This is a genomic window from Streptomyces sp. NPDC093801 (assembly GCF_040701585.1).
Lineage (GTDB): Bacteria > Actinomycetota > Actinomycetes > Streptomycetales > Streptomycetaceae > Streptomyces.
Map to the genome: position 1 here is coordinate 1 of NZ_JBFBDP010000060.1, position 26,079 is coordinate 26,079.

Genomic DNA, 26,079 nt, shown 5'->3' on the forward strand with positions numbered 1-26,079 from the left:
CGGATCAAGGGCTTGATGGGCTGGCGGGCACCGTCCTGCCTGCGGTAGGCGATCCGTTCCATCTGGATGCTGACGCCTTTACGGCCCCAGTCAGCCGTGGTCACGCGGATCCCCAAACGCGCCCGCACGACGATCCGCCCGTCCTCGGACACCACCTCCGCCCAACCCGTCCACACCAGATTCTGGCCCATACCGGTCCCCCCGCGACACGTCTTCCGTCCATCTGCGCGATCGACCCTACGCCGCCCCGCCCCCATCCAGAACCGCACCCTCGGCCGGAGCACCCGGGGAAGAATGAAGAATGACGGGCGGGGCGGATTCTGAGGGCGGCAGGGGCCGTCCCATGCGGAGATCAGGCCACCGCCCAGGAAGCCCGGGCAGGACAGCACACCGGCAGCGCCGTGTTCGTTCTGCGCACCGCCACCGCCGCTCGGGTGCGCTCGTTCACCGGACGAAGACCACCGGACAGCTACCCGGGAGCCTGCCCCACATCGCACCAGGCGTGCTGTGGGACGGCGACGACATCGGACGGTGGCTCCAACAGCAGAAACAGCCGACCACCTGGACGCGGCTCCTGCCCGAACAGCAGACACGGCTGACCGCGCTGGGCGTACGGCCCGACCAGAAGCCGTCTCCCACCCCCGCGGCCAGCCGCGGAGCGAAGGGGGCCGAGCAAGGCGCAACAGGCGTTCCAGCGCGGCCTGGCGGCCCTCACGCAGTGGGTAGAACGGGAAGGCACCCACCGGCCCGTCCCCCGCACCCACGCCGAGGAGATCACGGTCCAGGGCGAGGCGGAGCCGGTCGTCGTGAAGCTCGGTGTGTGGGTCTCCAACACCAAAAGCCGGCGGGACAAGCTCACTGCCGACCAACTCGCCGACCTCGCGAAGTTGGGCGTGGACTGGGCGTGACAGGCTGCCCGGCTCGTCGTTGAGCCGGGAGGTCAGCGAAGTGGAGGCCCCGGGGCGTGGTGACCCCCGGGGCCTTCGGCTTGCCTCCTGGCACCGGGCATCCGGGTGCGGGCGATCTCTGGAGCCGGGGCCTGACCAAGGGCTGGTCGTCTTCCGGGCCACGGGTCAGGGCTCGGCGAATGGTCGCACTCGCCGCTGCAGGAGAGTTACGGGCGTACTGCTGCGCGTGCGGGCACGTCGGTGTTGTAATCGCGCAGGGGCATGGCGAGCGGAAACGCGCAGTGTGGGGGAGGGCCTGGTGGACGCGTTACAGCCGAGCGATCCGCGGCAGGTGGGGCGCTACCGGATAGCCGGGCGCCTGGGCGCGGGTGGGATGGGCCAGGTCTATCTGGGGCATTCGCCCAGTGGGCGGCTCGTGGCGGTGAAGGTGGTACGGCCCGAGCTCGCGCAGGATCCCGGATTCCGCCGCCGGTTCGCCCGCGAAGTGGTTGCCGCCCGCAAGGTCACCGGCTTCTTCACGGCCGCTTTGGTCGATGCCGACCCTGACAGCCCGAGCCCTTGGCTTGCCACAGCCTACGTTCCCGGAATGGCCTTGGACGAGGCCATTGCTTCGCACGGCCCCTGGCCGGTGGAGTCAGTACGCATCCTGGGCGCGGGACTCGCAGAGGCGCTGGAGGCCATTCACGCAGCCGGCTTGGTTCACCGGGATCTCAAGCCCTCGAACGTGCTGATCGCGCCGGACGGCCCTCGGGTGGTCGACTTCGGGATCTCCGTGGCCCTGGAGGCCACAGCGCTCACCCGTACGGGCATGATCGTGGGCACCCCTGGTTTCATGGCCCCGGAACAACTTACGGGCAAGCCCGTGACACCGGCCACCGACGTGTTCGCCCTCGGAGCCGTGCTGACGCATGCGGCCACCGGCATCGGGCCCTTCGGCACAGGCTCTGCGCAGATGCTCAACTTCCGGATCGCGTACGAGGAACCAGACCTTGGCCGCTTGCCGTCGCAGGGCCTGGAGATCGTTGCCCGCTGCCTGGCCAAAGACCCCGAACTCCGCCCGTCCGTGACCGCGCTCATCGAGGAGCTAGCCGTGGTCCGGACCGAGAGCGATCCACTGACCGAGGTAGCCGCTCCGGCCCGAAACGCCACCTGGCTACCCACGCCCCTCGTCGACGCGCTGCCGACCGCCACCGCCGTACTTACCACGGCGCCCTCGGCCGTCCCTCCCCAGCCAGCGCCCGATCCGGCCACACCGACAGCAACACCGGTTGCATCGCCCTGGTCGCACCGCCTCGCCACCGCCCCCTTCTGGGCGGCCATCGTGACGCTGGCGCTCGCCTTGCTCCTGCCTCCTTACGTTTGGACGGGTTCTGTCCTGGCAATGACGGATGACGCCGGAGCCTGGCTGCTCATCGCGCCTGCCATACTCGGCATCGGCAGCTCTGTGACGGCGATCGCCGTCACGCGCCGAGATTTAGGACTTGCCTGGCAGCACGGGGCCCGGGCCCTGCACATCGTCGTAGCCGTCATCAGTACCGCAGTGTGCTTCTTCGGCCTGTTCAACGGGATGTCCCAGGGGGGTCTCGGGGTCGTCGGATCCGGCGGGTACGTGTACGCCGCCGCGTGCACGATGCTGATCTACGGTGCGTTCCGGTTCCCTTACCCGAAGTCTGATCCGTAGCTCATCGCGCGGGCAGTGCACGCACAGCACGTTGCTGTGCGGGTCCACCGACCACCATCCACGGACTGGGCGCCTCCGGCTCGTCCGCGTAACCCTCGGACACCGCCGACCCTCCGCGCCGGAGCCGCACAAGCCCCGGGCCTACGGCTCCTCACTCCGCGTACCCCACCGACCGGCGAACCCCTCCAGGGCCCGGCACTGCTGTTCCTTTCCCCGCGGGCGATCTGCTGCGCGAGGACGTCGCGGTCGATGTACGGGTCGACGGCGGCGAGGACCAAGGGCCGGAGCTCGTCCGGCTCGCCTCCACCTCCCACTGGATCAGGCGGTCGATATCGAAGCCGTAGCGTCGGGCGAAGGCCAGCCACCGCGGTTCGCCGCGCTTGCCCTCCGTCGCCGGGGACGGCCACGACCGGTTCGCCGCCGCTCCCGCCCTCGACGGCGAGCCGGTACACCTCGGCGCCCGCATACGGGGCCGGGGACGGCGCGGCCAGGCGGGTCCCGGGCGCGAGGTAGCGGTCGAGGTCGGCGCCGCCCTTGGTGAGGTAGGCGGACAGGAAGCTGGTGACGGCCTGGGTGCGCGGGTCCGTGGGCAGCGCCGGGTGCATCGTGTCGTAGACCAGCTCCGGGGACTTGGCCCGATCCGGGGCGGCGCCGAGGTGGACGAGCAGACGCTGGGCGGCTGGCCGCGGTTGGGCGGAGCCCCCTCGCCTCCTGGAACGGACTACCGTGCGCCAGGTTGTTCAGCTCGGTGATCGCGGTCCCTGCGTGTGGTGCTCACGCCTACCCATCGTTGGTGTCCCGGTCGCTGTGGGCGAGGTGCTCGCCCTGGTGGCTGGGCGTGTCGGCTCCGCAGGGTCGGAAGCGGGCGAGGTAGGCCGGGCTTGGGCCGCGGCGCTCGGTCAGGTGGAGGCCGGCGGCGTCGGCGAGCCGGTGCAGCCGGCCGATGGGGATCCAGTGCCGGTCGAAGAACTCGCCTATCACCAGCCGCCCGCCCGGTACCAGCACCCGTGCCGCCTCGCGCAGTACCCGATCCGGCTCGGGGATCTCACCGAGCGCGGTCACGGCGTATACGGCGTCGAATGTCTGCTCGGCATAGGGCAGTTCACGTGCGTCCGAGCGGGTGGGCCTGATCGTCGCCAGGCCGTCGCGCTCGGCGCGGCGCATCACCTGGTCGAGCATCTCCTGCTGGATGTCGAGGACATCGAGCCGTCCCTCCGGCCCGAGCTGCGGGGCGACGTGCAGCGACTGCAGGCCCGTCCCCGGGCCGATCTCCAGGATCCGCTCCCCCGGCCGCGGTTGCAGTACGGCATCCATCCGGTCGGCTGTCAGGAACGGCAACGGCAGGTCGAGGAGGCCGCGCTGGGAGTACGGATAGGGCGCAGTGTCGCCCAGCCACCAGGCGGCGGCCAACGCGGCGCCGACGCCGGCGGCGACCGCCCAGCGGGTCCGGGCCGCGATCGGGGCGACGGAGGCGACGGGGGCGGTGTTGATGCGGTGCATGGTGTTCTCCGGTGGATTGATGTGGTCCCGTGGCATGTGGCTGGGGGATGGGCGTCACGCGTGCCGGCCCAGCGCCCGCAGCGCCAGCCGGCCGCACAGCGCGGCGAGCGGCAGCTCGGCGCCGAGGGCCATGGCGAGCGCGGTGGCGAAGTCGCCGCCCGGGGCCGCGGTCGTGGTGTCGAACCAGGCGTCCACCACAAGCAGCGTCGCGGTCGCGGCGGCTGCCAGGGCGTGCCGCCGGTCACCGCGGGCGGCGAGGAGGCCGGTGGCGATCAGGCCGAGCGCCTCCAGCGCGTCGAGCCCGACCCAGACGACCGGCCAGTGTGCCGCGGTCGCGGTGGCCGGGAGGCCGCTGGCCAGCACGTACAGCCACGGCAGCAGGGTGAGCCCACAGGCGACCAGCAGCCACCCGGCCCGCCGCATGCCCCGCGCCGGGCGCGGCTCCTGCGCCTCTTCGTGGAGCGGGATGACCTCGGGGCGGCCCAAGCCCTCGACACAGGCCGATTCGTCCTTGCACAACACCAGGTGACGCATCGTCTTCCCCCGCTCCCCGCCGGCTCTCCCCTTCACGTGCTCCACCCTCCGCCACACACCAGGGCGCCGTCAGTCACGCAGGGTTCCGACCCGGGGTGGAGACAAGTGCACCCCTGAACCGGGCAAGAGCGTCATGGCACGGTGATGGCCTGCGGCTTTACCGTATGACGCATGCAACTCACCACGTGGCTAAGGCTGGTGCCGGCCCGGACGTTCCGCAGGGCGGGACGCCAAACCGCGCTCGTCGCCGCCGGCCTGCCGCTCCATCTCGCCGTGGTTCCCATGTGGCTCTGGCTGCTCGGCACGCTGGCGGCGTTGGTGCCGGTCCTGACTCCGCTGCCCGTGCTGCTCACGCTCGCGGTGACACCCCTGCTGACCACGGGGCAGCGGCGGCGCTACCAGGCGCTCATCGGCAAGGACCTCCCGCGCCCCGCCGTACCCGGACCGGAACGCAGCTGGAAGTCGGCGGTGCGCCGGCTGACCACGCGGGCCTTGTGGCGGCAGGCCTGCTACCACGCCGTGGCGGGTCCGCTGTTCGCCCTTCTGGACCTCGCCGTCCTCGCCGTCTGGGCCACCGCTCTCGTGGCCGCCTCCGTCTACGTGTGGATGTGGGCGCTGCCCCCGCAGTGGCGGGTCACCGCCCTCGGGCACACCACGCAGGCCGCGTACCTCACCGCCGGCGGCCTCGCCCTGCTGTTCCTCGGGCCCCGGCTGGCCGGCGCTCTGGTGCGGCTGGAGACCCGGGCGGCCGAGGTCCTGCTCGGCCCCAGCCGCGCGGAGAAGCTGGCCCGCAGGGTCTCCGACCTCGCCGAGAGCCGGGCCGGTGTGCTCGACGCCGCCGACGCCGAACGGCGGCGGATCGAGCGCGACCTGCACGACGGCGCACAGCAGCGCCTCGTCTCACTCGCCGTCAACCTGGGCCTGGCCAGGTCCACCCTCGGCGACCTGCCGGAAGACGCCCGCAAGGTGATCGACGAGGCGCACCGCGAGGCGAAGGAGGCGATCGCCGAGCTGAGCAACCTGGTGCGAGGCCTGCACCCGGCAGTACTCGAAGACCGCGGCCTGGACGCCGCGCTGTCCGGGGTCGCCGCCCGCCTCCCGATCCCGGTGCGCCTGGCGGTGGACCTGCCGCAGCGCCCCTCACCCACGGTCGAGGCCGTCGCGTACTTCGTGGTCTCCGAAGCCCTGACGAACGTGGTCAAACACGCCCAGGCGTCCCGGGCGGACGTGACGGTGGAGCGGATCGGGGAGACACTGCTGGTGGTTGTCGCGGACGACGGAGTGGGCGGCGCGGATCTCGCGCCGGCCGGCGGCACCGGACTCGCCGGGCTCGCCAAGCGCGTCGCGTCCGTCGACGGCACGTTCTCCTGCCGCAGCCCCGCAGGTGGCCCGACCGTCATCACCGTGGAGCTGCCGTGCCGGCCGTGACCACCGTGATCACCGTGATCACCGTGATCACCGTGATCACCGTGATCACCGAGGACGAACCAGCGGTCGCCGTCCACGACTCGGGCATCGACGCCCCCATCGCCGCCTTTCTGCGCACCCGCGTCTACCGGCCCGAATCCCCGGTGTGGCTGGTGGGCCACCATGCAGAGGTGGCGAACTAGTGACCTGAGTCGGAGATTCGCCGTGAGACGGACATGAGTCGTCCAGGTCCGAAGATTCCGCCGTTGTCGGTCACTGATGCCCAGCGGGCGGTGCTGGAGGGCTGGTTACGTCGTCGCACGACGGCCCAGGCTTTGGCCCAGCGGTCGCGGATTGTGCTGGAGTGCGCCGAAGGTCACTCGATCATGGAGGTGTCGCGCCGGTTGCGGATCGCCCCGGACACGGTCCGCACCTGGCGGAGGCGCTTCATCGAGCGGGGCCTGGACGGCTTGTGTGATGACCCGCGGCCGGGTGTCCCACGGAAGATCACCGACGATGACGTCGAGCGGGTCATCGTCAAGACGCTTGAGGAGACACCGAAGAACGCGACCCACTGGTCGACCAGGTCGATGGCCGCGGCCACGGGCATGTCGCAGTCGACGGTCTCGCGGCTCTGGCGGGCGTTCGCGCTGGCGCCGCACCGGTCGCAGACGTTCAAGCTGTCGACGGACCCGCTGTTCATCGACAAGGTCCGCGATGTTGTCGGCCTCTACCTGGACCCGCCGCAGAAGGCTTTGGTCCTCTGCATGGACGAGAAGTCGCAGATCCAGGCCCTGGACCGGTCCCAGCCGGTCCTGCCGATGATGCCCGGTGTGCCAGAGCGCCGCAGCCACGACCACATCCGCGCCGGCACCACCACCCTCTTCGCCGCCCTCGAGGTCGCCACCGGCAAGGTCATCGGCTCACTCCACCGCCGCCACCGGGCAGCCGAATTCAAGAAGTTCCTGGCCAAGCTCAACAAGGAGGTCCCGGCCGGTCTCGAGGTTCATCTGATCCTCGACAACTACGCGACCCACAAGATGCCGGACGTGAAGAAGTGGCTGCTGGCGCATCCTCGCTTTCACCTGCACTTCACGCCGCCCAGCGCGTCATGGCTGAACCTGGTCGAGCGGTGGTTCGCCGAGCTCGCGCAGAAGAAGCTCAAGCGCGGGGTCCACCGCTCCGTCCAGGCCCTCGAGCGTGACATCCGCTCCTGGCTCGCGGACTGGAACGAGCACCCCAGGCCGTTCGTCTGGACGAAGACCGCTGACGAGATCCTCGACAAAGTCGCCACCTACTGCCGACGAATCTCCGACTCAGGTCACTAGTGCTGTGACCGGGAAGGTTTGCCGGGTTGCTCGTTGTGCTGGTCGGATGTGACGACTTCGACTGGCATGGGGAGGCGGTATGGCGTTACCGGTCCGGGTTCGCGGGCTGAGCGAGCAGGAGGGGCAGAAGCTGCAGCAGATCGTGCGGAGGGGCAGTACCAGCTCGGTGCGGTTTCGGCGGGCGATGATGCTGCTGGCGTCGTCCGGCGGCAGTACCGTCCCGGTCATTGCACGGTTGGTCCAGGCGGACGAGGACACCGTCCGTGACGTGATCCACCGCTTCAACGAGATCGGGCTCGCATGCCTGGACCCTCAGTGGGCGGGAGGCCGTCCCCGCCTGCTGAATCGTGACGACGAGGACTTCGTCATCCAGACGGCCACCACCCGCCCCACCGTGCTGGGCAAGCCCTTCACCCGCTGGTCGATCCGCAAACTCGCCGACCACCTGCGACGCAACACCTCCCGGCCGATCCGCATCGGCCGGGAGGCCCTGCGCTGCCTGCTGACCCGCCGGGGCATCTCCTTCCAGCGCACCAAGACCTGGAAGGAGTCCCCGGACCCGGCCTTCGACGCCAAGCTCGCCAGGATCGAGTACGCGGTCAACGAGCGTCCGGACCGCACGTTCGCCTTCGACGAGTTCGGGCCCCTGGGCATCCGCCCGACTGCCGGATCCTGCTGGGCCGGGCAAGGCAGACCGGACCGGCTGCCGGCCACCTACCGACGCACCCACGGCATCACCTACTTCCACGGCTGCTACTCCGTCGGCGACGACAGGCTCTGGGGCATCAACCGACGGCGCAAGGGCATCGACCACACCTGGGCCGCCCTGCGGTCCATCCGAGCCGCCCGCCCCGACGGCGGACCGGTCTACGTGATCCTCGACAACCTCTCCGCCCACCTGAACTGGAGAATCCGCAGGTGGGCGGCCCGCAACAAGGTCGAGCTGTGCTTCACCCCGACCTACGCGTCCTGGGCCAACCCCATCGAGGCCCACTTCGGGCCGCTGCGGCAGTTCACCCTGGCCAACTCCCACCACCCGAACCACACCGTCCAGACCCGGGCCTTGCACGCCTACCTGCGCTGGCGCAACCAGAACGCCCGCCATCCCGACGTCCTGGCCGCCCAACGACGCGAACGCGCCCGGATCCGAAGCGAGAAAGGCGTCCGCTGGGGCGGCAGACCACTACCCGCCGCAGCCTGACCACCCACCCCGGCCAACGTTCCCGGTCACAGCACTAGACCTCCCGGAGGAACGGGAGAGGGGGCGGCGGGTTCCATCCGCCGTCGGTTGGGTGGTCGTGGGCCCTGTCCCGATTGAGCAGTAGGCGCGGAGCGACACGGTACGCGCGGCACATACGGCAAGCGCGGCAGACGCGGCTCACCGGGCACGTGGCACACAGGCCTGACGCAGCGGCCTGACACACGCGCGAACACAGCGCCTGGCCACCGCCGTCGACCGGCGGTGGCCAGGCGCGCCCCTTTCACACCCCTCACCGAAGGCTCAACCACCATGAGCACCCGAGCGGGACACGCCGTCCCGGCGCCGGACGGCCGTCGCGGCGAGCCCGGCCCTGGCCGGGGCCCTGCTCGCCGTCCCGTACATCGCCCAGGCCGCCACCGCCGACGAACCGGTCTCCGGACCGGTCCAGGCGCCCCCTCCGAACTGGGTCCGGCCCGAACGTCGGGGGCTCCTGGACCGCGTGGCAAGTGGCGCCGAACGTGGGCTGAGTCCCGGCTCGGGGTCCGGCAGGGAGCGCGCCCCGCGTGACCAGGATGGTGTCCGTCCCGTGCACGTGGGACTTCACCCGCCAGCCCGCCATTCGTAGGCGATGGACTTCGCCCGCACCATCACGAAGGCCGTCCCCCGCCAGCGGGTCATCGTCACCGTGCACGAAATGAAGCGCCTCGGACGCGGCACCGCCGAACCCCCGGCCGTCACCGAACTCCTGGCCATCGCCGAGGACGTATGTCACCACGACATCCAGACGGACCATCGATTCACCCTGAAAGGAATTTTCAACAGTGAGCAGTAAGGCTCATTCGAGTCGATTGCAGAAACGCTTCCCTCTCATAGGGGCTCTGCTCTGCGTTCTCAGTATGCTCATCCTGATTCCGGCGTCACCGGCCCAGGCTCAACCGACTCCATTCACCGGCATCAACCTGGTGACCTGGAACTCCCTCGGTCAGAACTGGAGCAGCGTCGCCACCCTCCTCAGCCGTGGACACGGTCGGGAGAACCAGTTGGCGGTAATCCAGGAGGCAGGCCCCGCGCCCGCCGAGATGCAGGACTTCGGCGTCGTGGCGGAACGGACGTTCGGCAACGTGACGTACCAGGTTCGCCGTTACCGCTGGGAAGCACCCGGCGCGACCTACCAGGTCTACTGGATGAACGGAAACGCCGCCAACGGGGGACGGGTCAACTTCGCCATAGTCGCAAGGGAAATGGCGCTGTCCGTCCTCATCGCACCGCCCCCGCGCCCCAACACCCGGCCCTCCTTCGGTATCAGGATCGGCCTTGACTACTATTTCAACGTCCATGCGCCGTCTCCGAACAACGGGCAGGATGCTGTTCAGATCCTGTCGAACATCAGCAACACCGTGGCAGCTGTCGACGGCTTGAACTGGACCGCGATAGGGGATTTCAATGTAAACCCTGGCGCCCTTCAGCCCTACATCAACGGAGCATGGCCGACGGTGGGCAGGCGGCCGGTGATCTATCAACCCGGTGTCCCCACACAGGACGGCTGGGGAACTCTTGACTACATGGTGTCCAGTCATAGCTTCCCGGGGCTGCGCATGGTCCGTGACGGCCAGATCGGAAGCAGCGACCACTACCCGGTGTACAACGAGTTCAATTTGAGTGGCGGGGGCGAGGAATACTACCTTCGGTCCAACAAGTATCCGAATTACACCATGCAGCCCAATGGCAGCCCGTACACCGGCGACAGCGTTGTTCTCGGATACCCCTCGTCCCCGTTCGATGAATTCGTCTTCTCTGGCTCGTTTTCGAAGGCGAAGGCAGCGGGCGCAGGGGTGGCACCGGCACTGACAACGATCAAGGAAGCGGACAGCGGGCTCTGCCTGGACCCGCTCGGGTACGTTTCGCAAGTCAGGGCGAAGCTGGAACTCTACCCGTGCTCCGGGTCAGTGGATCAGACGTTCTCCACAGACCCCGCCAGCGCCGAAGGTACCGGCATGAAATCGATGATGATACGTCACGATCTCTCCGGGCTCTGCTTGAGTGTGTTCGAAAGCAGTACGTCTGCCGAACCGACGTGGATCGGGCTCGACAACTGCAATAAGAACTCGATCAATCAGAGGTTCTCCATCATTGCGTGAGCGCGTCATGACGCTTGCCTGACCTGAACCTCGACACTGTTCCGAAACCCTGTCATCGCCCCGCCCGCAACCTGGGCGGGGCGATTCACCTGTCACGACGCACCCGCTGGATCGATCGCGACATCCGGACCGCCAGCTCGTCGGGCAGACGCTGCCCGGGCACTCCTCCCCGGCGGTCCTGTGACGACGGCTCCGGATGACGTATCGAAAGCAGGACACCGATCCCGGCGGACCCGAGACCGGGATCGCCCGGCTCGCCGCGCCCCGCTGGACCTCCTTCGGCGGGTACAACGTGGTGATGGCCCGCGGCCCGACCCCAGACGAGCTGGTGGAGCGGCTCGCGGCGACGGCCCTCTGGGGAGCACCCGACGTCGTCCATCGGGAGCCCGGCGAGCACACCGCCGGCCCAGTGTGGTGTGGCTCCAGTAGCCCTTCCCCGTACGCGTCTGAATCGGGGTACTGCCGAGGCGCTGCCTGATGCGAGTACGCGGGCCTGTCGTTCGCGGTCATGTACGGTCCGTGGTGGGGCGAGTTCGACGACCCGGCCCCGGTTTCGGGGGGGGCGCACACGTCTTGCGGTGCACACTGCTGCGGCTCCTGGGCCGTCTCTTCGACCTCTCCCTGCCCCCGCGAGCAGATCCTTCGAGGTCCCCTGGCCACGGCCACCCTGACGACCTGACGGGGCCGGCCGGTCACCCCGGCCGGCCGGTCGTCACCTGCTCACGCGGCCTTCCTCCGGTCGAACGCCATGGTCGACAGCGATGCCGCCAGCCCGGCCCAGAAGAGGACCTCGGGCACATCGCGCCCGGTCCACGGAACCTGGGATATCAGCAGCGCGCAGAGCACGGTCAACACGGCCTGTCCCACCACGATCCGGGCCCAGCGGCCACGGCGCACGAGGGAGCGGATGTTGAGTTTCACCCCGCCGCGCATCCGGTGGTAGCGCAGCAGCGCGCCGAAGCCCCAGACGGCGGCCATGACCAGCAGAACCCAGAGCCGGTTGCCGAGCGGTACGGGCAGCTCCCGCAAGGTCGGGTGCTTGGCCGTGGGGAAGAGGTCGACCGTCACTCCCGCGGCCGCCAGACAGCCGAGCGCGAGCCAGCGCGTCCCCCGCAGCATCCGGTACGTGGCATGGTCGAGCCCGCGGCGCAGCATCGCGGACTGGGGCGCGCCTGCCAGCCCCGCGGAGTACATCTCCGCCGCCCGGGCGGCCGGGACGGCCGGGGTGTCGGCCATCGCGTCGGTGTACATGGCCTGTGCGGTCTGGTTGTCCGGGTCCAGGCGCAGCCATTCGACCAGGGCCCGCTTCGCGACGTCCTGACGCTGCGTGCGCACGGCCGTGAAGCACAGCGCCTGGTGGGCGTCGGGTTCCTGGGGGGCCAGGCGCACGGCCTCGCAGGCCGCCTCGTACGCCCGCTCGTGATCGGCGGGCGGGGCCGTGGCATGGGCGACGAGCACCTGGGACAGCGCGAAATGCGCGGGCCACCTGTCGGGCGCCCTGCGGATGGCCTCCTCCGCCGCCTCCCGCGCCTCGGACCGCCTGCCCACGCGGAGCAGCACCCGGGACAAGAGGATGAGCGCGCCGACGTGTCCGGGCATGATCCGGAGCATCTCGGTGGCCGCCCGCTCCGCGAGCTCGTACTCGCCGAGGTTCTCGTGGGCGACGGCGAGCACCTGCCAGGCCCATTCGTCGTCCGGCTCCTCGGCGAGGTAGGGGGCCAGCACGGCCTTGGACTCCTCGTACCGGCCTGCCGACTGGAGCGCAGCGGCGCGCCCCAGCACCGGATTCCCGTTCACAGCTTCCGCCTCTTCTTCAGGTACGTCACCAGGTCGTCGTACATACCGCCCTCGTTGGCGAACATCGCCACGTTCCGCGCTGCCGCGAACCACGATTCGGTTGACGGGACGACCACCTTCGCGGCGTCGAGCAGGTCCTTCGTTCCGATCATGCGGATCTCGCCGGTGCGTACCGAGTCGAGCAGCGCGTTCTCGGCGGCCGACTCGCACAGGTGCGCCAGGTCCGCGCCCGAGAGGCCGTCCGTCTCCTTGACGAGACGTCCCAGGTCGACCGCCTCGATGGGACGGTCACGCAGGTGGTAGCGGAGGATCGCCTCGCGGGCGGCCGCGTCGGGCGGCAGGACGAGCAGGGTGCGGTCGAGCCGTCCCGGACGCCGGAGCGCGATGTCCACGTCCCAGGGGACGTTGGTGGCTGCGAGGACGAACACGCCCTCGTTGGCGGCGGAGTCGATGCCGTCGAGCTCGGTGAGGAGCTGGTTGACGGTGTTGCGCATACCGCTGTGTTGCGTACGGCTGCGCTTGGCTCCGAGCGCGTCCAGTTCGTCGAGGAAGACGACACAGGGCGCCTGGCGGCGGGCGGTCTCGAACACCTCGTGCATATTGCGTTCGGAGTTGCCGATCCACATGTCGAGGACGTCGTTGACGGACACGGACAGGAAGCCCGCGCCGAGCTCGCCGGCGACGGCACGGGCGATGAAGGTCTTGCCGCAGCCGGGCGGACCGTAGAGGAGGAGCCCGCCGCGCAGGCTCTTGCCGTAGAGCCGGCGCAGTTCGGGATTGCGCATCGGCGCGAGGAAGGCGGCTTCGAGACGGTCCTTGACCTCCTGCATGCCGCCGACGTCGGCGAGCCGTACGACCCCGGGCGCGGACACCTCCCAGGCCTCGGCGTCCCCGGGGTCGCCGCTGCCGTCGGCGCCGAGCGGGGGCTCGACGAAGCGGGGCTCGACGATGCCGCCGACCTCCTGCTCCGCCGCCCGCCAGTCGAACCCGGCACGATGCGAGGGCTCTTCGGGGGCGGCCGACTCGACGCCCGACACGGGATCGGCGACCGTGGAGGTGTTCCGAGCCACGGGTGCGGGTGCCGCCGGCATCCCCATGGCTCGCGCCATCAGCTCCCGGGCCGCGCCGTCCCCCGGAGCGTGCTGCAACGCCGCCGCGGCTTCCGCTACCGCAGCATCGTGCAGCCCGGCGGACAGCAGCAACTCCGCTAGGTGCAGCCGCAGGGGCACGTCCTCGGGAGCAGCGGCGACGGCTGTCCGCAGGCTCCGTATCAGAGGGGATTCAGGGGTGGGGGACTCTTCCAGCATGATCCATGTTTACGCGGGACGGCGGAGGGAGGTCCAGGCGGGGTGGGTTGCGGTGGATCACCGGTGCTTCGGCCCGGGGACCGAGGGCCCGGCGGATGTCCGCCGGCGCCGGTCCCCCGCGATCTGCTCTGCTCCTGCCAGTGCCGTCCGTGCGAGCGGTGGCCATGCATGAAGGTCGAGCGAACTCCGCAGTGACAAGGGCTGCCGCTGCGCTACTCAGCCGCAGCACGGTCCGCCACCAGGCCGGGGTCGCGGTACGGCGGGATCACTCCTTGCCGGCCCGGTCACTGCGATCCGGTCTGTAGCCGTGCCCCGCAGCCGGCAGCCCCAGCAGTCCCAGGCCGAGGAGATCGCCCACCTCCTGAAGGGCAGTGCCGAGGGGGAGACCGTGCACTTCGAGTTCGCCGGGCCGGCCTTCGAACTCTGGCTCGCGCCCGGTCACGGGTGGCCGGTCCCTGGCCCCCCGGGGCGATCGGGCCGACGCCCGCGCCTACGGGTACGGCAGGCAGGACAGCCCGGGAAACGTGGCCAGCGCCGTCATGGGGGACCTGAAGACCGGCTACCGGCCAGATCTGGCCGCCTCCGGCAACGACGGCGTCCGGAAGGACAACAGGTGCAGCAGCAGGCGAGCCCTCAAAGCCGGCGGCCCCGAGGCGCTGTTCTGCGCGGTCGCGGGGATCCTTCTCTTCGCGTTCTTCTGGACGGCGGCGATCGCCGCCTACTTCGTCGGCCTGCCGGCGCGGCACACGTTCGCCGCGGCGGCCACCGCACTGACGGCCGTGGCCGCTTCGTACCTGTTGCGCCCGTTCGCCGAGACCGTGATCCGCAGAAAGGACCACGGCTGATGGACCCCGACTTCGACGAGTTCCTGCACGTTCCGGCACGGCTCCCGGTCGTCGCACTCCTGGCCCCGGCCGACTGGGTGGAGTTCGGCTTCGTCCGGGACACGGTGGGCACCAGCGACTCGGCCCTGTCCAAGCTGGTCACCGCGCTGACGGATGCGGGGTACGTCGAGGTCCGCAAGACCCGGATCCGTACAGGACGGCACACGCACCTACGCCTCACCCCACACGGACGCCAGGCATTCCAGCGACACGCCTCGGCGCTGGAGAGGATCGTGGCGGCGGTGCGGAACGCTCTGGACAGCCCGAACGTTACAAGGAGACCTGTACAGCCAGCCCCCTCTCCGCAGTTCGGGCCCTTCCTGGAAGCGATTCGCCAGGCCTCCTCGGTCGCGGTGGCGAGCAGCCCGCCGAGCTGGATCTTGACGAGCTGGAGGGATGCCCGGGCGTCGCCGTCGGCGTCCTCGTCCGCCAAGCCCTACCGGAAGCGAACTGCAGCACCAGGACGAGCGCCAGCCGTGTCCTATGCGGTGGGGCGGAGGAGGCGTCCTTAGCAGCAGAGGGTGCGTCGTTCAGGCCCCGGACATCCATCCGGCCTGGAAGTCCGAGAGGTCGCGTACGCGCTGCGCCCGTTCCTCGATCAGCCGACGGAAGCCAGCCACGGCGTACCGTTCACCCGTGACTGAGTGGCGCCCGCGGATGCCCGCGACGTCGGCCATGAGCTGCCGGGGCTGGGGCTGCCAGCCGACGACCAGGACACGCAGCCCCAGGTTCTCCGCCTGCCGGTGCAGCGCCAGGAGGTGAAGCAGGCCGTCCACGTCCATGGACCGCGCACCGTGCAGGTCGACCATGAGGTCACGCTCGTCGGTGCCCACTCTGTCCAGCGCCTGCCGCAGGGCCGAGCCCGCGCTCTCGTCGAGTGACCCGGTGACGCTGACCAGGACCGTGCCGTGACGCTGGACCTGCGTGGTGATCAAAGCGCTCTCCTCCCACCCGGGGCGCCAGAGCCCGCGGAGCCTCCATCCTGGCGCGGCGCCCTGCACATGGACGTGCGGCTCGCTGGGCCCTGCGCATCACCCCTGGGCGGGAGACGGCTGCGCCGCCGCGCGGCGCAGACCGGGCTGGGCGGTGCACTTCGGCGTGAACCGCGCTGATTCCCCTCGACCGCGTCGAGCGACTCCCGGGAGAACGCGAGGCATGGCTCGAGAACGCGCACGAGCCCTGGAAGAAGGCGCTCAGGTTTCGGCAGCGAGAGATCCAGCGAGGGCGGGTGCTTCTCCGGCCGGGCGCCTCGGGACCCGTGGTTGACGCAGCGGCGGAGCTGGGCAAGTGGTTGGCGCTCCTCGGCCGGGCAACCGCGCGAGCCATCGCGGCCCACAAAGGGCCGGGGCCGTTCATGAGAGCCGCAACCCCTGAAGGAGCAGTTCGATCAGCTTTCGAGGATCGTAGCGGGGGTCGCTGTCGCGTCCGATGCAGAGGTTGCCGATGCCGCGCATGAGTTCGTAGGGCTGTATGCCGGGCCTGATCTCGCCGGCGGCGACGGCGGCGTCGAGCAACTGGGCACAGATGGGCATCAGCCGGTCGAGGAAGTGGGTGTGCAGTGTGGCGAAGCGGTCGCTGTCGGACCGGAGGGCGTCGGCGAGTCCGTGCTTGGTGACCAGGAAGTCAGTGAAGAGGCCGACCCACTGGCGCAGCGCGTCGAACGGGGAGGTGGCATCGGCCAGCAGCTTCGGACCGGCATCGGCGCAGGCCTCGATCTGATGGTGATAGACGGCGGTGACCAGGTCCGCCCGGGTGGGGAAGTGGCGGTAGAGCGTCCCGAGCCCGACGCCCGCCCGGGCGGCGATCTGGCGGATTGGTGCGTCGATCCCCGAGGTCACGAACACCTCTGCGGCGGCGTCGAGCAGCGTCTGCTGGTTGCGTACCGCGTCTGCTCGCTTGCTGCGGGCGGACGCTCCTCTGGCCGGGCCTGCTGTGGGCACCACGCTCTCCTTCCGGCGGCCGTTGACGAAACGGATCAGCGTTCCATATCTTAAATGGAACAACGATCCGCTTTCAGGTTAGCTGACTGCGGGCACTCCGCCATACCCGCCGCCGTACGCGGACGGCGACGGGGGTCATCGAAGGGCATGCTCCTCATGAGTGAACCTGCTGACACAGCCGCCACCCTCCACTCGCCCACCCCTGTCCTCTCGGTCAGCCCGGTGGTGCTGCCGGCCCCCGGCCGCGCCGTGGACCTCCAGGTGCGCATCTCCGCGCCGGTGACCGGGAGCGAGCTGCCGGTCGTCCTCCTCTCGCACGGTCTCGGCTTCTCCAACAACCTCTCCTCGCTCAACGGCTACGCCCCGCTCGCGAACTTCTGGGCCGCACGCGGCTTCGTCGTGATCCAGCCCACCCACCTGGACTCCAGGACGCTGAGCCTGGAGCCCGGCTCCCCCGGGGCCGCCGCACACTGGCGTACCCGGGCCGAGGACATGACGCGCGTCCTCGACCAACTCGACGTGATCGAGGATGCCGTCCCGCAGCTCGCCGGCCGCCTCGATCGGAGCCGGGTCGCCGTTGCCGGGCACTCCATGGGCGGGCACACCGCGAGCCTGCTGCTCGGCGCCCGGCTCACCGATCCCCACGACGGAACGACAGTGGACCTGGCCGATCCCCGAATCAAGGCGGGCGTCTTGCTCGCCGCGCCCGGCCGGGGCGGCGACGCCCTCACCGAGTTCACCGTCGAGAACTACTCCTTCTTCCTGACCACCGACTTCTCCACGATGACGACGCCCGCGCTCGTGGTCGCCGGAGACAAGGACGACTCCGCCTTTCTGACGGTCAGCGGCCCGGACTGGCACACCGACCCCTACGTCCTCTCCCCCGGCCCCAAGTCACTGCTCACCCTGTTCGACGCGGAGCACGGGCTCGGAGGGGTCTCCGGATACGACGTCGCCGAAACCACGGACGAGAACCCCGAGCGGGTCGCCGCCCTCGCCACGCTCGCCTGGGCCTACCTGCGCAGCGAGCTCTACCCCGGGGACTCCGCCTGGCAGGCAGCCCGAGACGCGGTGACGGACGGCCCCAACCCGTTCGGACAGGTCGAATCCAAGTAGGTCCGCGCAGGCCGGCTTCACGGAATGACCCCGTTTACCGGTCCCCCGTGAGGTCCCGGACGAGCTGCCGCCCGGCTTCGCCTGATCAGGCCGCTTGGCCGTGGCCATCTGGGGCGGGCGGGGCGTCGCCGCCGCTGAGCGGGCTGGAGTCGACGTCCCGGTGCGGGTCGAACTCCTCGGGCTCAAGGCCGAGTTCGTGGGTGGAGTACTCGCCGAATCGGCGGATGTGCCCGGTCAGGTACCGCGAGGTGAGGGCCAGGTCCTCGGGATCGACGACCTGGCCCTCCTCCTGGAGGGGGCGCACGATCTCGGCGGTGTCCAGGGCGTTGTGGAAGATCACCGCGTTCGTGAGCAGCGCGTTGGACTTCGCGGTCTTCTCCTGCTCGGGGCCGTTGTCGGTGATGACGCCGCCGTTGCCGAAGCCGATCCACTGGGAGAGCCGTTGAACGCCTCGACCCTGTTCGTGGCCGCGGTCACCCGCCGACGCAGTGGGGCATCCGAGAGGTGGCGCAGCAGCTGGACGGTGCGGATCACGCAGGCCTGGGCGCCCTCGAGACGATCCGCTTCGTCGACGACGACGCCCCTGACGGAGACGCGGAGCGGGACCGCGCCGCGGCCAACGGCATGTACGGCTGGGCTGGCGCCACGTCGCCTCGTACACCGCCGTGCAGCTCGGCGCGACCGTCGCGATCACCCGCGCGTTCGGCTACCGCGCCACCCCGACCGCGCTGCTCGCCGGCGCGGCCATGGACGCCGGAACGCACGCCGCGATCGACCGCGGCGCCGTTCTGCTGTGGCCGGCGAAGAAGACCGGCGAGACCGCCTACATCGAGCACTGCAGGGCGGCCCGCGTCGACGACGACGGCAAGGCCACCTCGGAGCTCACCGGACCGGGCAGCGCATGGATGGAGCTGGACGCGGCCCTGCACCGGTCCATCGGCATCGCGGCCGCCGCCGTCACCACCTGGCTCACCACCCGCCAGCAGGGAGACATCCGAGATGGCGAGCGCGAAGTCAACGAGCCGGCCCCACGGCGAGTGCACGCAGTGTCGGTTCCACGCGTACGCCAGCCGTGAGGCGCACGCCGGGCTCGGTCCGCGTCAGGACTGCCCGCAGTGCGTGGACCAGATGAAGAACGGCCACCCCGACCACATGATCGTCCGCTGACTCGCCCGCTCCCCCACCACCGCCGGGCAGCGCCCTATGCGCTGCCCGGCCCCTCACTCCCAAGGGGCTTTCGCATGACCGAGCTGATCTACCCGCAGATGCCCGAGCACAGCGTCGTGGTCCTCATCGGCCCCTCCGGCACTGGGAAGTCGACGATCGCGCGCACCTGGCCCGCCTCTCAGGTCCTGTCCCTGGACGCGCTGCGCGAGGTCGTCAGCGATGTCCCAGGCGACCAGGACGCCGCCGGCGACGCCGTCGCCGCCCTGCACTCCGCCTGGAGGCGAGGATGCGCCGGCGCCTGTTCACCATGGTCGACGCGGCCTACGTGACCCAGGCGGTCAGGGAGCCGCTGGTCGCCGCCGCCAAGCGGCACGACATGCTGCCGATCGCGGTCATGGTCGCCACCCCCCGGCAGCGTCTGCATCGAGCGGCAGGGGCCACGGCCGGCCTACCTCACGGTTCACGAGGCCACGGTCATCAAGCGCGCCAGGGCATGGTCGACCCGCACGGCACCCCGAGCCAACAGGGCCGGGAAGGCGTGCCGCAAGGGCGGTCGCTCGCTGGGACAGGCGTGGGCTGTCGCGCTGGGAGCACGGACGACTTGCCCGCCGAGACGTTGCCTGGTGGAGGAACTCGCAGGCTGCCTGTCGGTTGCGGGTCTCTCCCGCATCGTCGCGCGACCTGACCGTGCTGTCGTCGAGGCCGCGACAAGGACGGCGAGCCGCTGGTGATCGAGGGCAGGATCCGCTTCGCCCGGTGTCTGCAGCACGAGACCGACCATCCGCACGGTCACCTCCATCTGGACCGGCTCGCGCATCAGGAGCAGAAGACAGCCCTTCGCGAGATGCAGGAATCCCAGGACACGATGTCCTCACGGCGTGCCGCCGCAGCGAAGAGACTCGCCAAGAAGCCTGCTTGCCTCACAACGCACACGATCGTGGCTTTGTTCATGACTTTGAGCAGCGTTTGTTCATCACTGGGGGCGGCGGTATGCGCTCCGAGGAATCGAACGTCGGCACCCTTGTGATCAGGCCGCTGCCAGCGTGAACCGGCCAACCTCCGAGTGGCTACTCGTGGAGACTGCTTGATCACTTACCGTGGCGATCTACGGGTCGGGGATCGGGCTATCCGGCGGCAGGCACAGCCGTCGGTACCTGCGGTCTCGTGCTCCGTCCTCTCGTGATCGATCAGGAAGGCAACACCATGGAGAAGCGGCTGAAGGCCTGGGGTAACAACCGTGCCGGGCAGCTCGGCGACGGCACCTGGACCGACTTCCGCACCACGGCCACGACCGTGCTCGGCCTCACGAGCGCCGAGGTGGTGAAGATCGCCGCCGGCGGTGCCGGGCCGACCAGCGGGCACGGGCTGGCGCTGCTGACCGACCGCACGGTGCAGTCCTGGGGTGCCAACGGTTCCGGCCAGCTCGGGGACGGCAGCGTGTTCAGCCACAACGCGCCCGGACAGGTCGTCAACCTGTCCAGCGCCACGGGCATCGCCGCGGGCGGCACCCACAGCCTGGCCCTGCTCGCCGACCGGACCGTGGTGGCCTGGGGACACAACAACTATGGCCAGCTCGGCAACGGCACCAACCACGACAGCAGCGTCCCGGTCCGGGTCGAGGGCCTGAACAAGGTGATCGCGATCGCCGGCGGCCTCAACCACAGCCTGGCCCTGCGCGAGGACGGCACCGTCTGGGCGTGGGGCTACAACATCAACGGCCAGCTCGGCGACGGCACCTCCGCCTCCAGGAACGTCCCCGCGCCGGTGGGCGGTCTGAGCGGCGTCAGCCTGATCGCCGCCGGGGCCAACCACAACCTCGCCCTGGTCGGCCCGGCCGGCCGTGGTGGTGTGGTGATGGCCTGGGGCTACAACGCCACCGGCCAGCTCGGGGACAACAGCACCATCGACCGCTACACACCGGTCAAGACCCAGGACACCTGGACCGGCGAGGTCATGCGCCTCGCGGCCGGCTCCAACCACAGCATGGCCGTCACCGGCACCGACAACACCCTCCACGCCTGGGGCCAGAACACCTCGGGCCAGGTCGGCGACGGCACCACCGAGAACCGGATCACCCCGGTCCCGGTGCCCGGCATCACGGGCGTCCAGCTCGTGGCCGGCGGCCGGGAGCACAGCATCGTCCTGCTCGGCGACGACACGGTCCGCTCCTGGGGCGCCAACGGCTCCGGACAGCTCGCCAACGGCACCACCACCGACAGCAGCACCCCCGTCACCACCCTGACCGCCCTGACCGGCGTCGACAAGATCGCCACACCGGTCGGCGGCGACTTCAGCCTCGCCAACTAGCACCAAGCCCCACCCCGGGCAGGGTGGCCTCCACCCTGCCCATTCGGGCCACAGGAATTGAACGACGAACGTTCACCTGCCTCCCGAGGTGGCGAACATTTGCTGCCCATACTCGTGGACAAAGCCACGATCGGCTCTCTTCGCCGGGTGGACCGTTCCCGACTCTCTGCTCATCAGTGGGGGGCCATGAGGATGGGCCACGTGGCCCAGAAGGACCAACCGCGCGCGTCGACCGACAGCCCGGCTACAGAGCGGCGGCTGGCCCGGAGACCTTTGGGGGCAGCGCGGGGTCGCCACGGACCGGAGACGGCCCCGGGGTGCCGTCGGCGACGGCACCCCGGTTCCTGGGCCGCCCACGCTCAGCAAGGGATCCGCGGTCACGCCTGGAGGCCGCCGGCACGGTGTCTCCGCGGGGTCAGTCCCTGATGGAGAACACGATGAAGCCTGCGACGAGCCCCACCCCCACGGAGATCAGGGCATGGCGGGCCCTCGACTCGCGCAGCGCCGGAAGGACGTGGTCGACAGAGAAACGGCCCGGCCCGGTCAGGGTGAGCGTGACCACGGCAGCGAACAGCACCGCCTCGAGTTCGACGCCCTTGGGAGGGAAGTACGCGCCCAGGCCCCGGACGTCGAGGATGTTGACGAAGACGCCGATGAGGGCCGCGCCGGCGAGGGGGGTCAGCAGGCCGAGGGCGAGGCCGAGGCCGCCCAGGGTCTCGGAGAGGCCGGCCAGGACAGCCATGGCCTCGCCTGCCGGGTAGCCGGCCATCGTGAAGCCCTTGCCGGTCGCACCGAGGCCCGGACCTCCGAACCAGCCGAAGAGCTTCATCGTGCCGTGGGCGGCCATGCTGAGGCCGACGACGAGCCGGAGCAGGAGCAGGCCGATGTCGTGGACGGGGGTGGGGGTCAGTGTGGCCGGGGCCGCCCCGTAGATCGAGCGGTCCAGTCGTTCTTGTGCCATCAGCGTCCGTTCGTCCGTCGCCTGTGAGCGACGGCCACCCTAAGATGCACGTCCTGCATGTCCGGTACGCAACAGCGGTGTGCCCGGCGCCCGCCCCGTTCGGCGGCGGTACTCACCCTCGCATGGGCTCACAGTCGATCCACCGTCCTCCAAGGGCCATGCCTCGGCGAGTCGGCGGCCGACGGCCCCCATCGACCTGTTCGCCCTGGTCAACGCCCTCAGCTGGATCACCGGCCAGGCCCCGGCGATCGAGGCCCGCCGCGCCCACCTGCTCGCCCTGGTCATGGACGGCCTCGCCCACCCCGGCATCCGCGGCTAGGCCGCCCCTTCCGGATCCGGCCTGACCCGCGCCGCCCGGCACGATCCGAAAGGAGCGACCTGGTCGCTCCGGTCCAACCCGGCGGATCCGGACGTCTGCGGATTCGCGTGGTCGCGGTCGGCGGGGAGGCGATGGACGCGGACACCGCGCTGGCTGCGACGCCGCACAAGGCGATTTCGCCGTACGAGGCGACGAACCCGCTCGCGGCAGCCCTGGACACGCCGAACGAGCCCGGCGAGCCGCTGGTGGTGTCCTACTCGGTGGAGCGGTTGATCGTGTTCGGTCTCCTGACCGACTTCAGAGGCCACCGCCGGTACAGCTGCCTCAACCCCGATCAGGTGGGCCAGGTCGCCGCCCGGGAGGGCCTGGCAGAGCTGCTGGAGCGTGAGGGTCCGCTCGGGCCGGAGCAGGCCGCGGCCCGGATCGGCGTACGCCGGGTCGACTTCGAGTGGATGCGCCGCCTGACCTGGATCACACCTGTCTCCCGGGGACGCGTCCAGATCGGCGCGAGCAAGGCCGGCGCCGTCGACGTCCCCCTCTTCTCCGCCGCCCACATCGACGACCCGCCCGGAGCACACCCCGAGGCCGACTGGGCGCAGCCCTGCACGGTCGGCAAGGGTCGGCGCTCCCCCGCTCGCCGGACTCCGGGCACAGCCGGCCTGAGCGGCGCGGCCCCGGCCCTGATGGACGGCATCTCTTCCCTCGGCTATCGCCTGGGACAGACGCCTCATGCGGTTCAGCCGTCAGGTCGAGGGAGGCAGCCGGCCCAACGGTTCCGTTGAGCCTCGACCCTCTCCCCCAGGTCTGGACCTCGCTCAAACACCAGGAGTGACAGCGAAGCCGGTCACACGTCGCCCAGAAGACCAGGATCGGACGGGCCCATCTGCCGGGCGAAGTCCGCTGCGACTCCGAGCACCTCGCGCATCGGCACAGGTCGCCGACTCGTGGCCGCGAGATCGGCGTGAGCTTCCTCGGACCACAGGAACGGATACACGGAAAGACCCTGGTCGAAAGCCAAGGCTGCGGCCTCCTCACGCCAGCCGGGCCAGCGCATTCCGTCATAGAACGTCTCCAGCCTGCCCGACAGCAGCCAGGAGACCCACCCGGAGTGGCCCATCTCCATCGCCCCCCACTCCAGAGTGTCGGGAGCGAAATACGTCATCTGACCGGGTGCTCCAGGGCGGCCCGCTGCCGCGGGATCGCCACCGTTCAGCGCGAAGACCCCTCCGACGATGTCGTGGCCGACAACAAGACCTGTCGCGGGACGCCAGCCGGGATCGAAGTCGGTGGGGAAGCGGTTGACCTGCGCCAGACTCAGGAGCCGCCCATCCGCGACCGAACCAGATCCCCCGCCGAACACTCGCAGCCACCCGTTGTCCACGAGCAATCCGCCGGTGTGCAACGCCAGTGCACCCAGCACCGATCGCCCGGTGACCTGCATCTGCAGAAGGCATCGGCGACCCTCGTTGATGTCTTCGGGCAGCACATCAACCGGCACGGAGCTCGCCCTGAGAACCCTCTGCAGCTCCGGCCACGCCGGATCGTCCACATTGACCAGCTCATCGATGCCTCGCATCCGACGATGGTCGCACCTTCCGGTATCACCTCATCGTGTGGGCTGGACCGCGCTCGCTCGAAGACCGGGGCGACGGGCCGGGCAGCGATTGTCTGCACTTGGGGTCTCATGGGCGTGGTCGGCGCTCCTGGATGAGCCGGCCGTTCACGTGGCGGCGGTTCTGCGGGCGCGCCGGGTCCGTCAGAGCAGAGTGCAGGGCCCGGCCGCCAGCGCCGAATCCGGCACGGAGATCCCCTCCCAGAACCTCAATCAACGCCTGAATCCGGTCTTCACCCCGACCGTTAGAAGCCGTTGTCTTTCCGAGAGTGATGGGTGCGTTTCTGCTGGTCAGGCGTGGGGTGGGGCTTCCGGTGGCAGGGACGAGATGTTGTGTCGTCTCTTCGGTGGAGGTGCCGGATGCCGTCGGTGATGGGGTTGCTGGAGGAGCGTGAACGTGCCGCTCGGCAGCGGGTGGATGCCCTTCAGGCCGAGTTGCGGGAGGCCGAGGCTGTGTGAGAGCGGTTCGTGATCGCCCGTGAGGCGGTGGCCGAGGTCCTGGCGGAACCGCGCGGAGGTGAGGAAGGTCCACCGGACGGTGTGGCCGGCGAGCGGCCGGCGCGGGTTGTGGGTGCGGTGCCGGGTTCGGTGGTGCCGGTGTGGCGCGAAGACCTCACCGTTGCGGTGCTGTCGCCGGATTACCAGCAGCTCATGAATGCTCTGACGGGTGGGAGTGGGGTGGATGCCGTGGCGATGGACTGTCGGGAACTCGCGGTGGCGGTAGGGCTGGAGCCTGTGCCCGCGAAGGTGGAGGGCGTGCGGTCGAAGGTGAAGCGCCTGGCCGCCCGTGGCTGGGTGGCAGAGGAGCGTCCGGGAGTGTTCAGTGCCGTCGCCGGGCGAGGCGGCGGCTCATGACCATGCTCATTGACCACAGGATCATCGCCTCGGCGCTGTCGGTGCGGGTTTCGTAGTCGCGGGCCAGGCGGCGTGAGCGCATCAACCACGCGAACGTTCGCTCCACCAGCCATCTTTTCGGCAGGACGACGAAGCCGGTGGTGTCGTCGCTGCGTTTGACCACGGTCAGCGCGATCCGCAGCACGCTGCGGGCGAAGTCGACGAGCTGGCCTGTGTAGCCGCCGTCCGCCCAGATGCGCGTGATGCGCCAGTGCCGCTCGCGCAGCCGGGCCAGCAGTGTCTGCCCGGCTTCCCGGTCGGTGACGGATGCCGCCGTGACGACGGCGGCCAGGAGCAGTCCGAGGGTGTCCACCACGATGTGGCGCTTGCGGCCGTTGATTTTCTTGCCGCCGTCGAAGCCCCTGGTCGCGGCCGGCACCGAGGCGGCGCCTTTCACCGACTGGGCGTCGATGACGCCCGCCGTCGGCTCCCGGTCGCGGCCGTCCGCTTCACGGATCCGGTCCCGCAGCCGGTCGTGGAACTCGGCCGTCCAGCCCTTGTCGCGCCAGCGTCGGAAGAAGGCGTAGACGCGGTCCCACGCGGGGAAGTCCGCGGGCATCGACCGCCACGTGATACCGCCCGCGACCAGGTAGCGGACCGCGTCGACCATCTGCCGGTGGCAATAGCCCTCCGGCTGCCCGCCCCGGCCCTCCAGCCAGCCCGGAACCGGCAGAGCGGCACGGACCTCGGCCCATTCCGCATCCGTCATGTCCGACGGATACCGGGGCTCCCGGCTCGGATGATCGCCCGCATTCCCGTACATGTGGGCGAGGCAGTCACACGACCGGGAAGACGAGTTGGACGACGCGGTCGACAGCACGAAAGACTGCAGCACCAGGGTCTCCTGACGCTCGGATGGATTCGACACCCACGAGCTGTTCGGGAGGCCCTGCCTTCATGCCCAGACCACCGGAACATCACCCGGCCGGGCAACCACACTCGAACTCACGCCCACCGTGATCGATAGAACAACGGCTACTTATCTTGGCGTTTAACCTCGCACGTCACTCAACCTGCTGATCTGCGGTTCTTCCCGGGACGGCGGAGGCGGCCGTTCTCCACGCTTCGAGGTGTCGAG

28 protein-coding genes and 3 pseudogenes are annotated in these 26,079 nt (G+C 70.1%); 19 read left to right on the forward strand and 12 right to left on the reverse strand.

What is annotated here, in order from left to right; all coding sequences use genetic code 11:
* Nucleotides 1-191, reverse strand: a 191-nt coding sequence (locus AB0469_RS39045) for a hypothetical protein (protein WP_366456358.1), incomplete at its 3' end; no start/stop codon positions are given.
* A 284-nt stretch (nt 192-475) separates the two neighbouring features.
* On the opposite strand from AB0469_RS39045, the pseudogene AB0469_RS39050 reads away from it, so the two are divergent.
* Together AB0469_RS39050 and AB0469_RS39055 are read left to right on the forward strand one after the other, a co-directional pair.
* Nucleotides 476-908 (forward strand): annotated as a pseudogene (locus tag AB0469_RS39050) (helicase associated domain-containing protein); the annotation flags it as partial.
* A gap of 298 nt (nt 909-1,206) precedes the next feature.
* Nucleotides 1,207-2,589 (forward strand): protein kinase, encoded by a 1,383-nt coding sequence (locus AB0469_RS39055; protein ID WP_366456359.1) that lies wholly within the window; start codon nt 1,207-1,209, stop codon nt 2,587-2,589.
* Between the two features lie 780 nt (nt 2,590-3,369).
* On the opposite strand, the gene AB0469_RS39060 is transcribed toward AB0469_RS39055, so the two are convergent.
* Nucleotides 3,370-4,089, reverse strand: coding sequence for a methyltransferase domain-containing protein (locus AB0469_RS39060; protein WP_366456360.1), 720 nt, complete (start codon nt 4,087-4,089; stop codon nt 3,370-3,372).
* 54 nt (nt 4,090-4,143) lie between these two features.
* Nucleotides 4,144-4,659, reverse strand: coding sequence for a hypothetical protein (locus tag AB0469_RS39065; protein ID WP_366456361.1), 516 nt, complete (start codon nt 4,657-4,659; stop codon nt 4,144-4,146).
* A 135-nt stretch (nt 4,660-4,794) separates the two neighbouring features.
* Here AB0469_RS39065 and AB0469_RS39070 point away from each other — a divergent pair, with 135 nt between their 5' ends.
* The 7 genes from AB0469_RS39070 (at nt 4,795) to AB0469_RS39100 (ending at nt 11,175) form a co-directional block, all read left to right on the forward strand.
* Entirely contained in the window at nt 4,795-6,051 is a 1,257-nt protein-coding gene (locus AB0469_RS39070) for a sensor histidine kinase (protein ID WP_366456362.1), read from the forward strand.
* Nucleotides 6,048-6,233: a hypothetical protein gene (locus AB0469_RS39075; RefSeq protein WP_366456363.1), complete on the forward strand. Its 186-nt coding sequence runs from the start codon at nt 6,048-6,050 to the stop codon at nt 6,231-6,233. The genes AB0469_RS39070 and AB0469_RS39075 overlap by 4 nt, the downstream gene beginning before the upstream one ends.
* 33 nt (nt 6,234-6,266) lie before the next feature.
* Nucleotides 6,267-7,358 (forward strand): IS630 family transposase, encoded by a 1,092-nt coding sequence (locus AB0469_RS39080; RefSeq protein ID WP_366456364.1) that lies wholly within the window; start codon nt 6,267-6,269, stop codon nt 7,356-7,358.
* A 79-nt stretch (nt 7,359-7,437) separates the two neighbouring features.
* Nucleotides 7,438-8,559 (forward strand): IS630 family transposase, encoded by a 1,122-nt coding sequence (locus AB0469_RS39085; protein WP_366456365.1) that lies wholly within the window; start codon nt 7,438-7,440, stop codon nt 8,557-8,559.
* A 628-nt stretch (nt 8,560-9,187) separates the two neighbouring features.
* Entirely contained in the window at nt 9,188-9,391 is a 204-nt protein-coding gene (locus tag AB0469_RS39090) for a hypothetical protein (protein ID WP_366456366.1), read from the forward strand.
* A 64-nt stretch (nt 9,392-9,455) separates the two neighbouring features.
* The gene (locus tag AB0469_RS39095; RefSeq protein ID WP_366456367.1) at nt 9,456-10,697 is read left to right on the forward strand and encodes a ricin-type beta-trefoil lectin domain protein; all 1,242 of its coding nucleotides are present in this window, start codon (nt 9,456-9,458) and stop codon (nt 10,695-10,697) included.
* A gap of 196 nt (nt 10,698-10,893) precedes the next feature.
* Complete coding sequence (locus tag AB0469_RS39100) at nt 10,894-11,175, forward strand: hypothetical protein (protein WP_366456368.1); 282 nt, start codon at nt 10,894-10,896, stop codon at nt 11,173-11,175.
* 242 nt (nt 11,176-11,417) lie between these two features.
* Here the strand turns inward: AB0469_RS39100 and AB0469_RS39105 are convergent, their stop codons facing one another.
* From AB0469_RS39105 to AB0469_RS39115, 3 genes are all read right to left on the reverse strand, one after another.
* Nucleotides 11,418-12,494 carry a tetratricopeptide repeat protein gene (locus tag AB0469_RS39105; protein WP_366456369.1) on the reverse strand — a complete coding sequence of 359 codons (1,077 nt, stop codon included), beginning with the start codon at nt 12,492-12,494 and terminating at the stop codon, nt 11,418-11,420.
* Nucleotides 12,491-13,801: an ATP-binding protein gene (locus AB0469_RS39110; RefSeq protein WP_366456370.1), complete on the reverse strand. Its 1,311-nt coding sequence runs from the start codon at nt 13,799-13,801 to the stop codon at nt 12,491-12,493. Before AB0469_RS39110 ends, AB0469_RS39105 begins: the two co-directional genes overlap by 4 nt.
* A 265-nt stretch (nt 13,802-14,066) precedes the next feature.
* Nucleotides 14,067-14,243, reverse strand: a complete 177-nt coding sequence (locus AB0469_RS39115; RefSeq protein WP_366456371.1) for a hypothetical protein — start codon at nt 14,241-14,243, stop codon at nt 14,067-14,069.
* 82 nt (nt 14,244-14,325) lie between these two features.
* Here AB0469_RS39115 and AB0469_RS39120 point away from each other — a divergent pair, with 82 nt between their 5' ends.
* On the forward strand, nt 14,326-14,646 hold the full coding sequence (locus tag AB0469_RS39120; RefSeq protein WP_366456372.1) for a hypothetical protein: 321 nt from the start codon (nt 14,326-14,328) through the stop codon (nt 14,644-14,646).
* Nucleotides 14,646-14,927 (forward strand): annotated as a pseudogene (locus AB0469_RS39125) (transcriptional regulator); the annotation flags it as partial. The gene AB0469_RS39120 and the pseudogene AB0469_RS39125, both read left to right, overlap by 1 nt.
* A 288-nt stretch (nt 14,928-15,215) precedes the next feature.
* On the opposite strand, the gene AB0469_RS39130 reads toward AB0469_RS39125, so the two are convergent.
* Together AB0469_RS39130 and AB0469_RS39135 are read right to left on the reverse strand one after the other, a co-directional pair.
* On the reverse strand, nt 15,216-15,620 hold the full coding sequence (locus AB0469_RS39130; RefSeq protein WP_366456373.1) for an STAS domain-containing protein: 405 nt from the start codon (nt 15,618-15,620) through the stop codon (nt 15,216-15,218).
* A 417-nt stretch (nt 15,621-16,037) separates the two neighbouring features.
* Complete coding sequence (locus tag AB0469_RS39135) at nt 16,038-16,625, reverse strand: helix-turn-helix domain-containing protein (protein ID WP_366456374.1); 588 nt, start codon at nt 16,623-16,625, stop codon at nt 16,038-16,040.
* A 156-nt stretch (nt 16,626-16,781) separates the two neighbouring features.
* On the opposite strand from AB0469_RS39135, the gene AB0469_RS39140 reads away from it, so the two are divergent.
* The gene (locus tag AB0469_RS39140; RefSeq protein WP_366456375.1) at nt 16,782-17,741 is read left to right on the forward strand and encodes a chlorophyllase; all 960 of its coding nucleotides are present in this window, start codon (nt 16,782-16,784) and stop codon (nt 17,739-17,741) included.
* 85 nt (nt 17,742-17,826) lie between these two features.
* Here AB0469_RS39140 and AB0469_RS39145 read toward each other — a convergent pair whose 3' ends face one another.
* Nucleotides 17,827-18,435, reverse strand: a complete 609-nt coding sequence (locus tag AB0469_RS39145) for a Tn3 family transposase (RefSeq protein ID WP_366456376.1) — start codon at nt 18,433-18,435, stop codon at nt 17,827-17,829.
* Between AB0469_RS39145 and AB0469_RS39150 the strand changes: the two genes are divergently transcribed.
* The 4 genes and pseudogenes from AB0469_RS39150 to AB0469_RS39165 all read left to right on the forward strand — a co-directional run bounded on the left by AB0469_RS39150 (nt 18,407) and on the right by AB0469_RS39165 (nt 21,215).
* Nucleotides 18,407-18,817 carry a hypothetical protein gene (locus AB0469_RS39150; protein WP_366456377.1) on the forward strand — a complete coding sequence of 137 codons (411 nt, stop codon included), beginning with the start codon at nt 18,407-18,409 and terminating at the stop codon, nt 18,815-18,817. The genes AB0469_RS39145 and AB0469_RS39150 overlap by 29 nt on opposite strands.
* A gap of 165 nt (nt 18,818-18,982) precedes the next feature.
* Nucleotides 18,983-19,237 (forward strand): AAA family ATPase, encoded by a 255-nt coding sequence (locus tag AB0469_RS39155; RefSeq protein WP_366456378.1) that lies wholly within the window; start codon nt 18,983-18,985, stop codon nt 19,235-19,237.
* A gap of 285 nt (nt 19,238-19,522) precedes the next feature.
* Nucleotides 19,523-19,815, forward strand: a pseudogene (locus AB0469_RS39160) (peptide deformylase); the annotation flags it as partial.
* Nucleotides 19,816-20,087: 272 nt separating this feature from the next.
* Nucleotides 20,088-21,215, forward strand: coding sequence for a hypothetical protein (locus AB0469_RS39165; RefSeq protein WP_366456379.1), 1,128 nt, complete (start codon nt 20,088-20,090; stop codon nt 21,213-21,215).
* 415 nt (nt 21,216-21,630) lie between these two features.
* Here the strand turns inward: AB0469_RS39165 and AB0469_RS39170 are convergent, their stop codons facing one another.
* Complete coding sequence (locus tag AB0469_RS39170; protein WP_366456380.1) at nt 21,631-22,176, reverse strand: DoxX family membrane protein; 546 nt, start codon at nt 22,174-22,176, stop codon at nt 21,631-21,633.
* Nucleotides 22,177-22,255: 79 nt separating this feature from the next.
* On the opposite strand from AB0469_RS39170, the gene AB0469_RS39175 reads away from it, so the two are divergent.
* Together AB0469_RS39175 and AB0469_RS39180 are read left to right on the forward strand one after the other, a co-directional pair.
* The gene (locus AB0469_RS39175) at nt 22,256-22,495 is read left to right on the forward strand and encodes a hypothetical protein (protein WP_366456381.1); all 240 of its coding nucleotides are present in this window, start codon (nt 22,256-22,258) and stop codon (nt 22,493-22,495) included.
* A 131-nt stretch (nt 22,496-22,626) separates the two neighbouring features.
* Nucleotides 22,627-23,277 carry a hypothetical protein gene (locus tag AB0469_RS39180; RefSeq protein ID WP_366456382.1) on the forward strand — a complete coding sequence of 217 codons (651 nt, stop codon included), beginning with the start codon at nt 22,627-22,629 and terminating at the stop codon, nt 23,275-23,277.
* Nucleotides 23,278-23,339: 62 nt separating this feature from the next.
* Here AB0469_RS39180 and AB0469_RS39185 read toward each other — a convergent pair whose 3' ends face one another.
* Nucleotides 23,340-24,071 (reverse strand): DUF2625 domain-containing protein, encoded by a 732-nt coding sequence (locus AB0469_RS39185; protein WP_366456383.1) that lies wholly within the window; start codon nt 24,069-24,071, stop codon nt 23,340-23,342.
* Between the two features lie 504 nt (nt 24,072-24,575).
* Between AB0469_RS39185 and AB0469_RS39190 the strand changes: the two genes are divergently transcribed.
* Nucleotides 24,576-24,962: a hypothetical protein gene (locus tag AB0469_RS39190; protein WP_366456384.1), complete on the forward strand. Its 387-nt coding sequence runs from the start codon at nt 24,576-24,578 to the stop codon at nt 24,960-24,962.
* Here AB0469_RS39190 and AB0469_RS39195 read toward each other — a convergent pair.
* Entirely contained in the window at nt 24,928-25,869 is a 942-nt protein-coding gene (locus tag AB0469_RS39195; protein WP_366456385.1) for an IS5 family transposase, read from the reverse strand. The genes AB0469_RS39190 and AB0469_RS39195 overlap by 35 nt on opposite strands.
* Nucleotides 25,870-26,079: the final 210 nt, after the last annotated feature.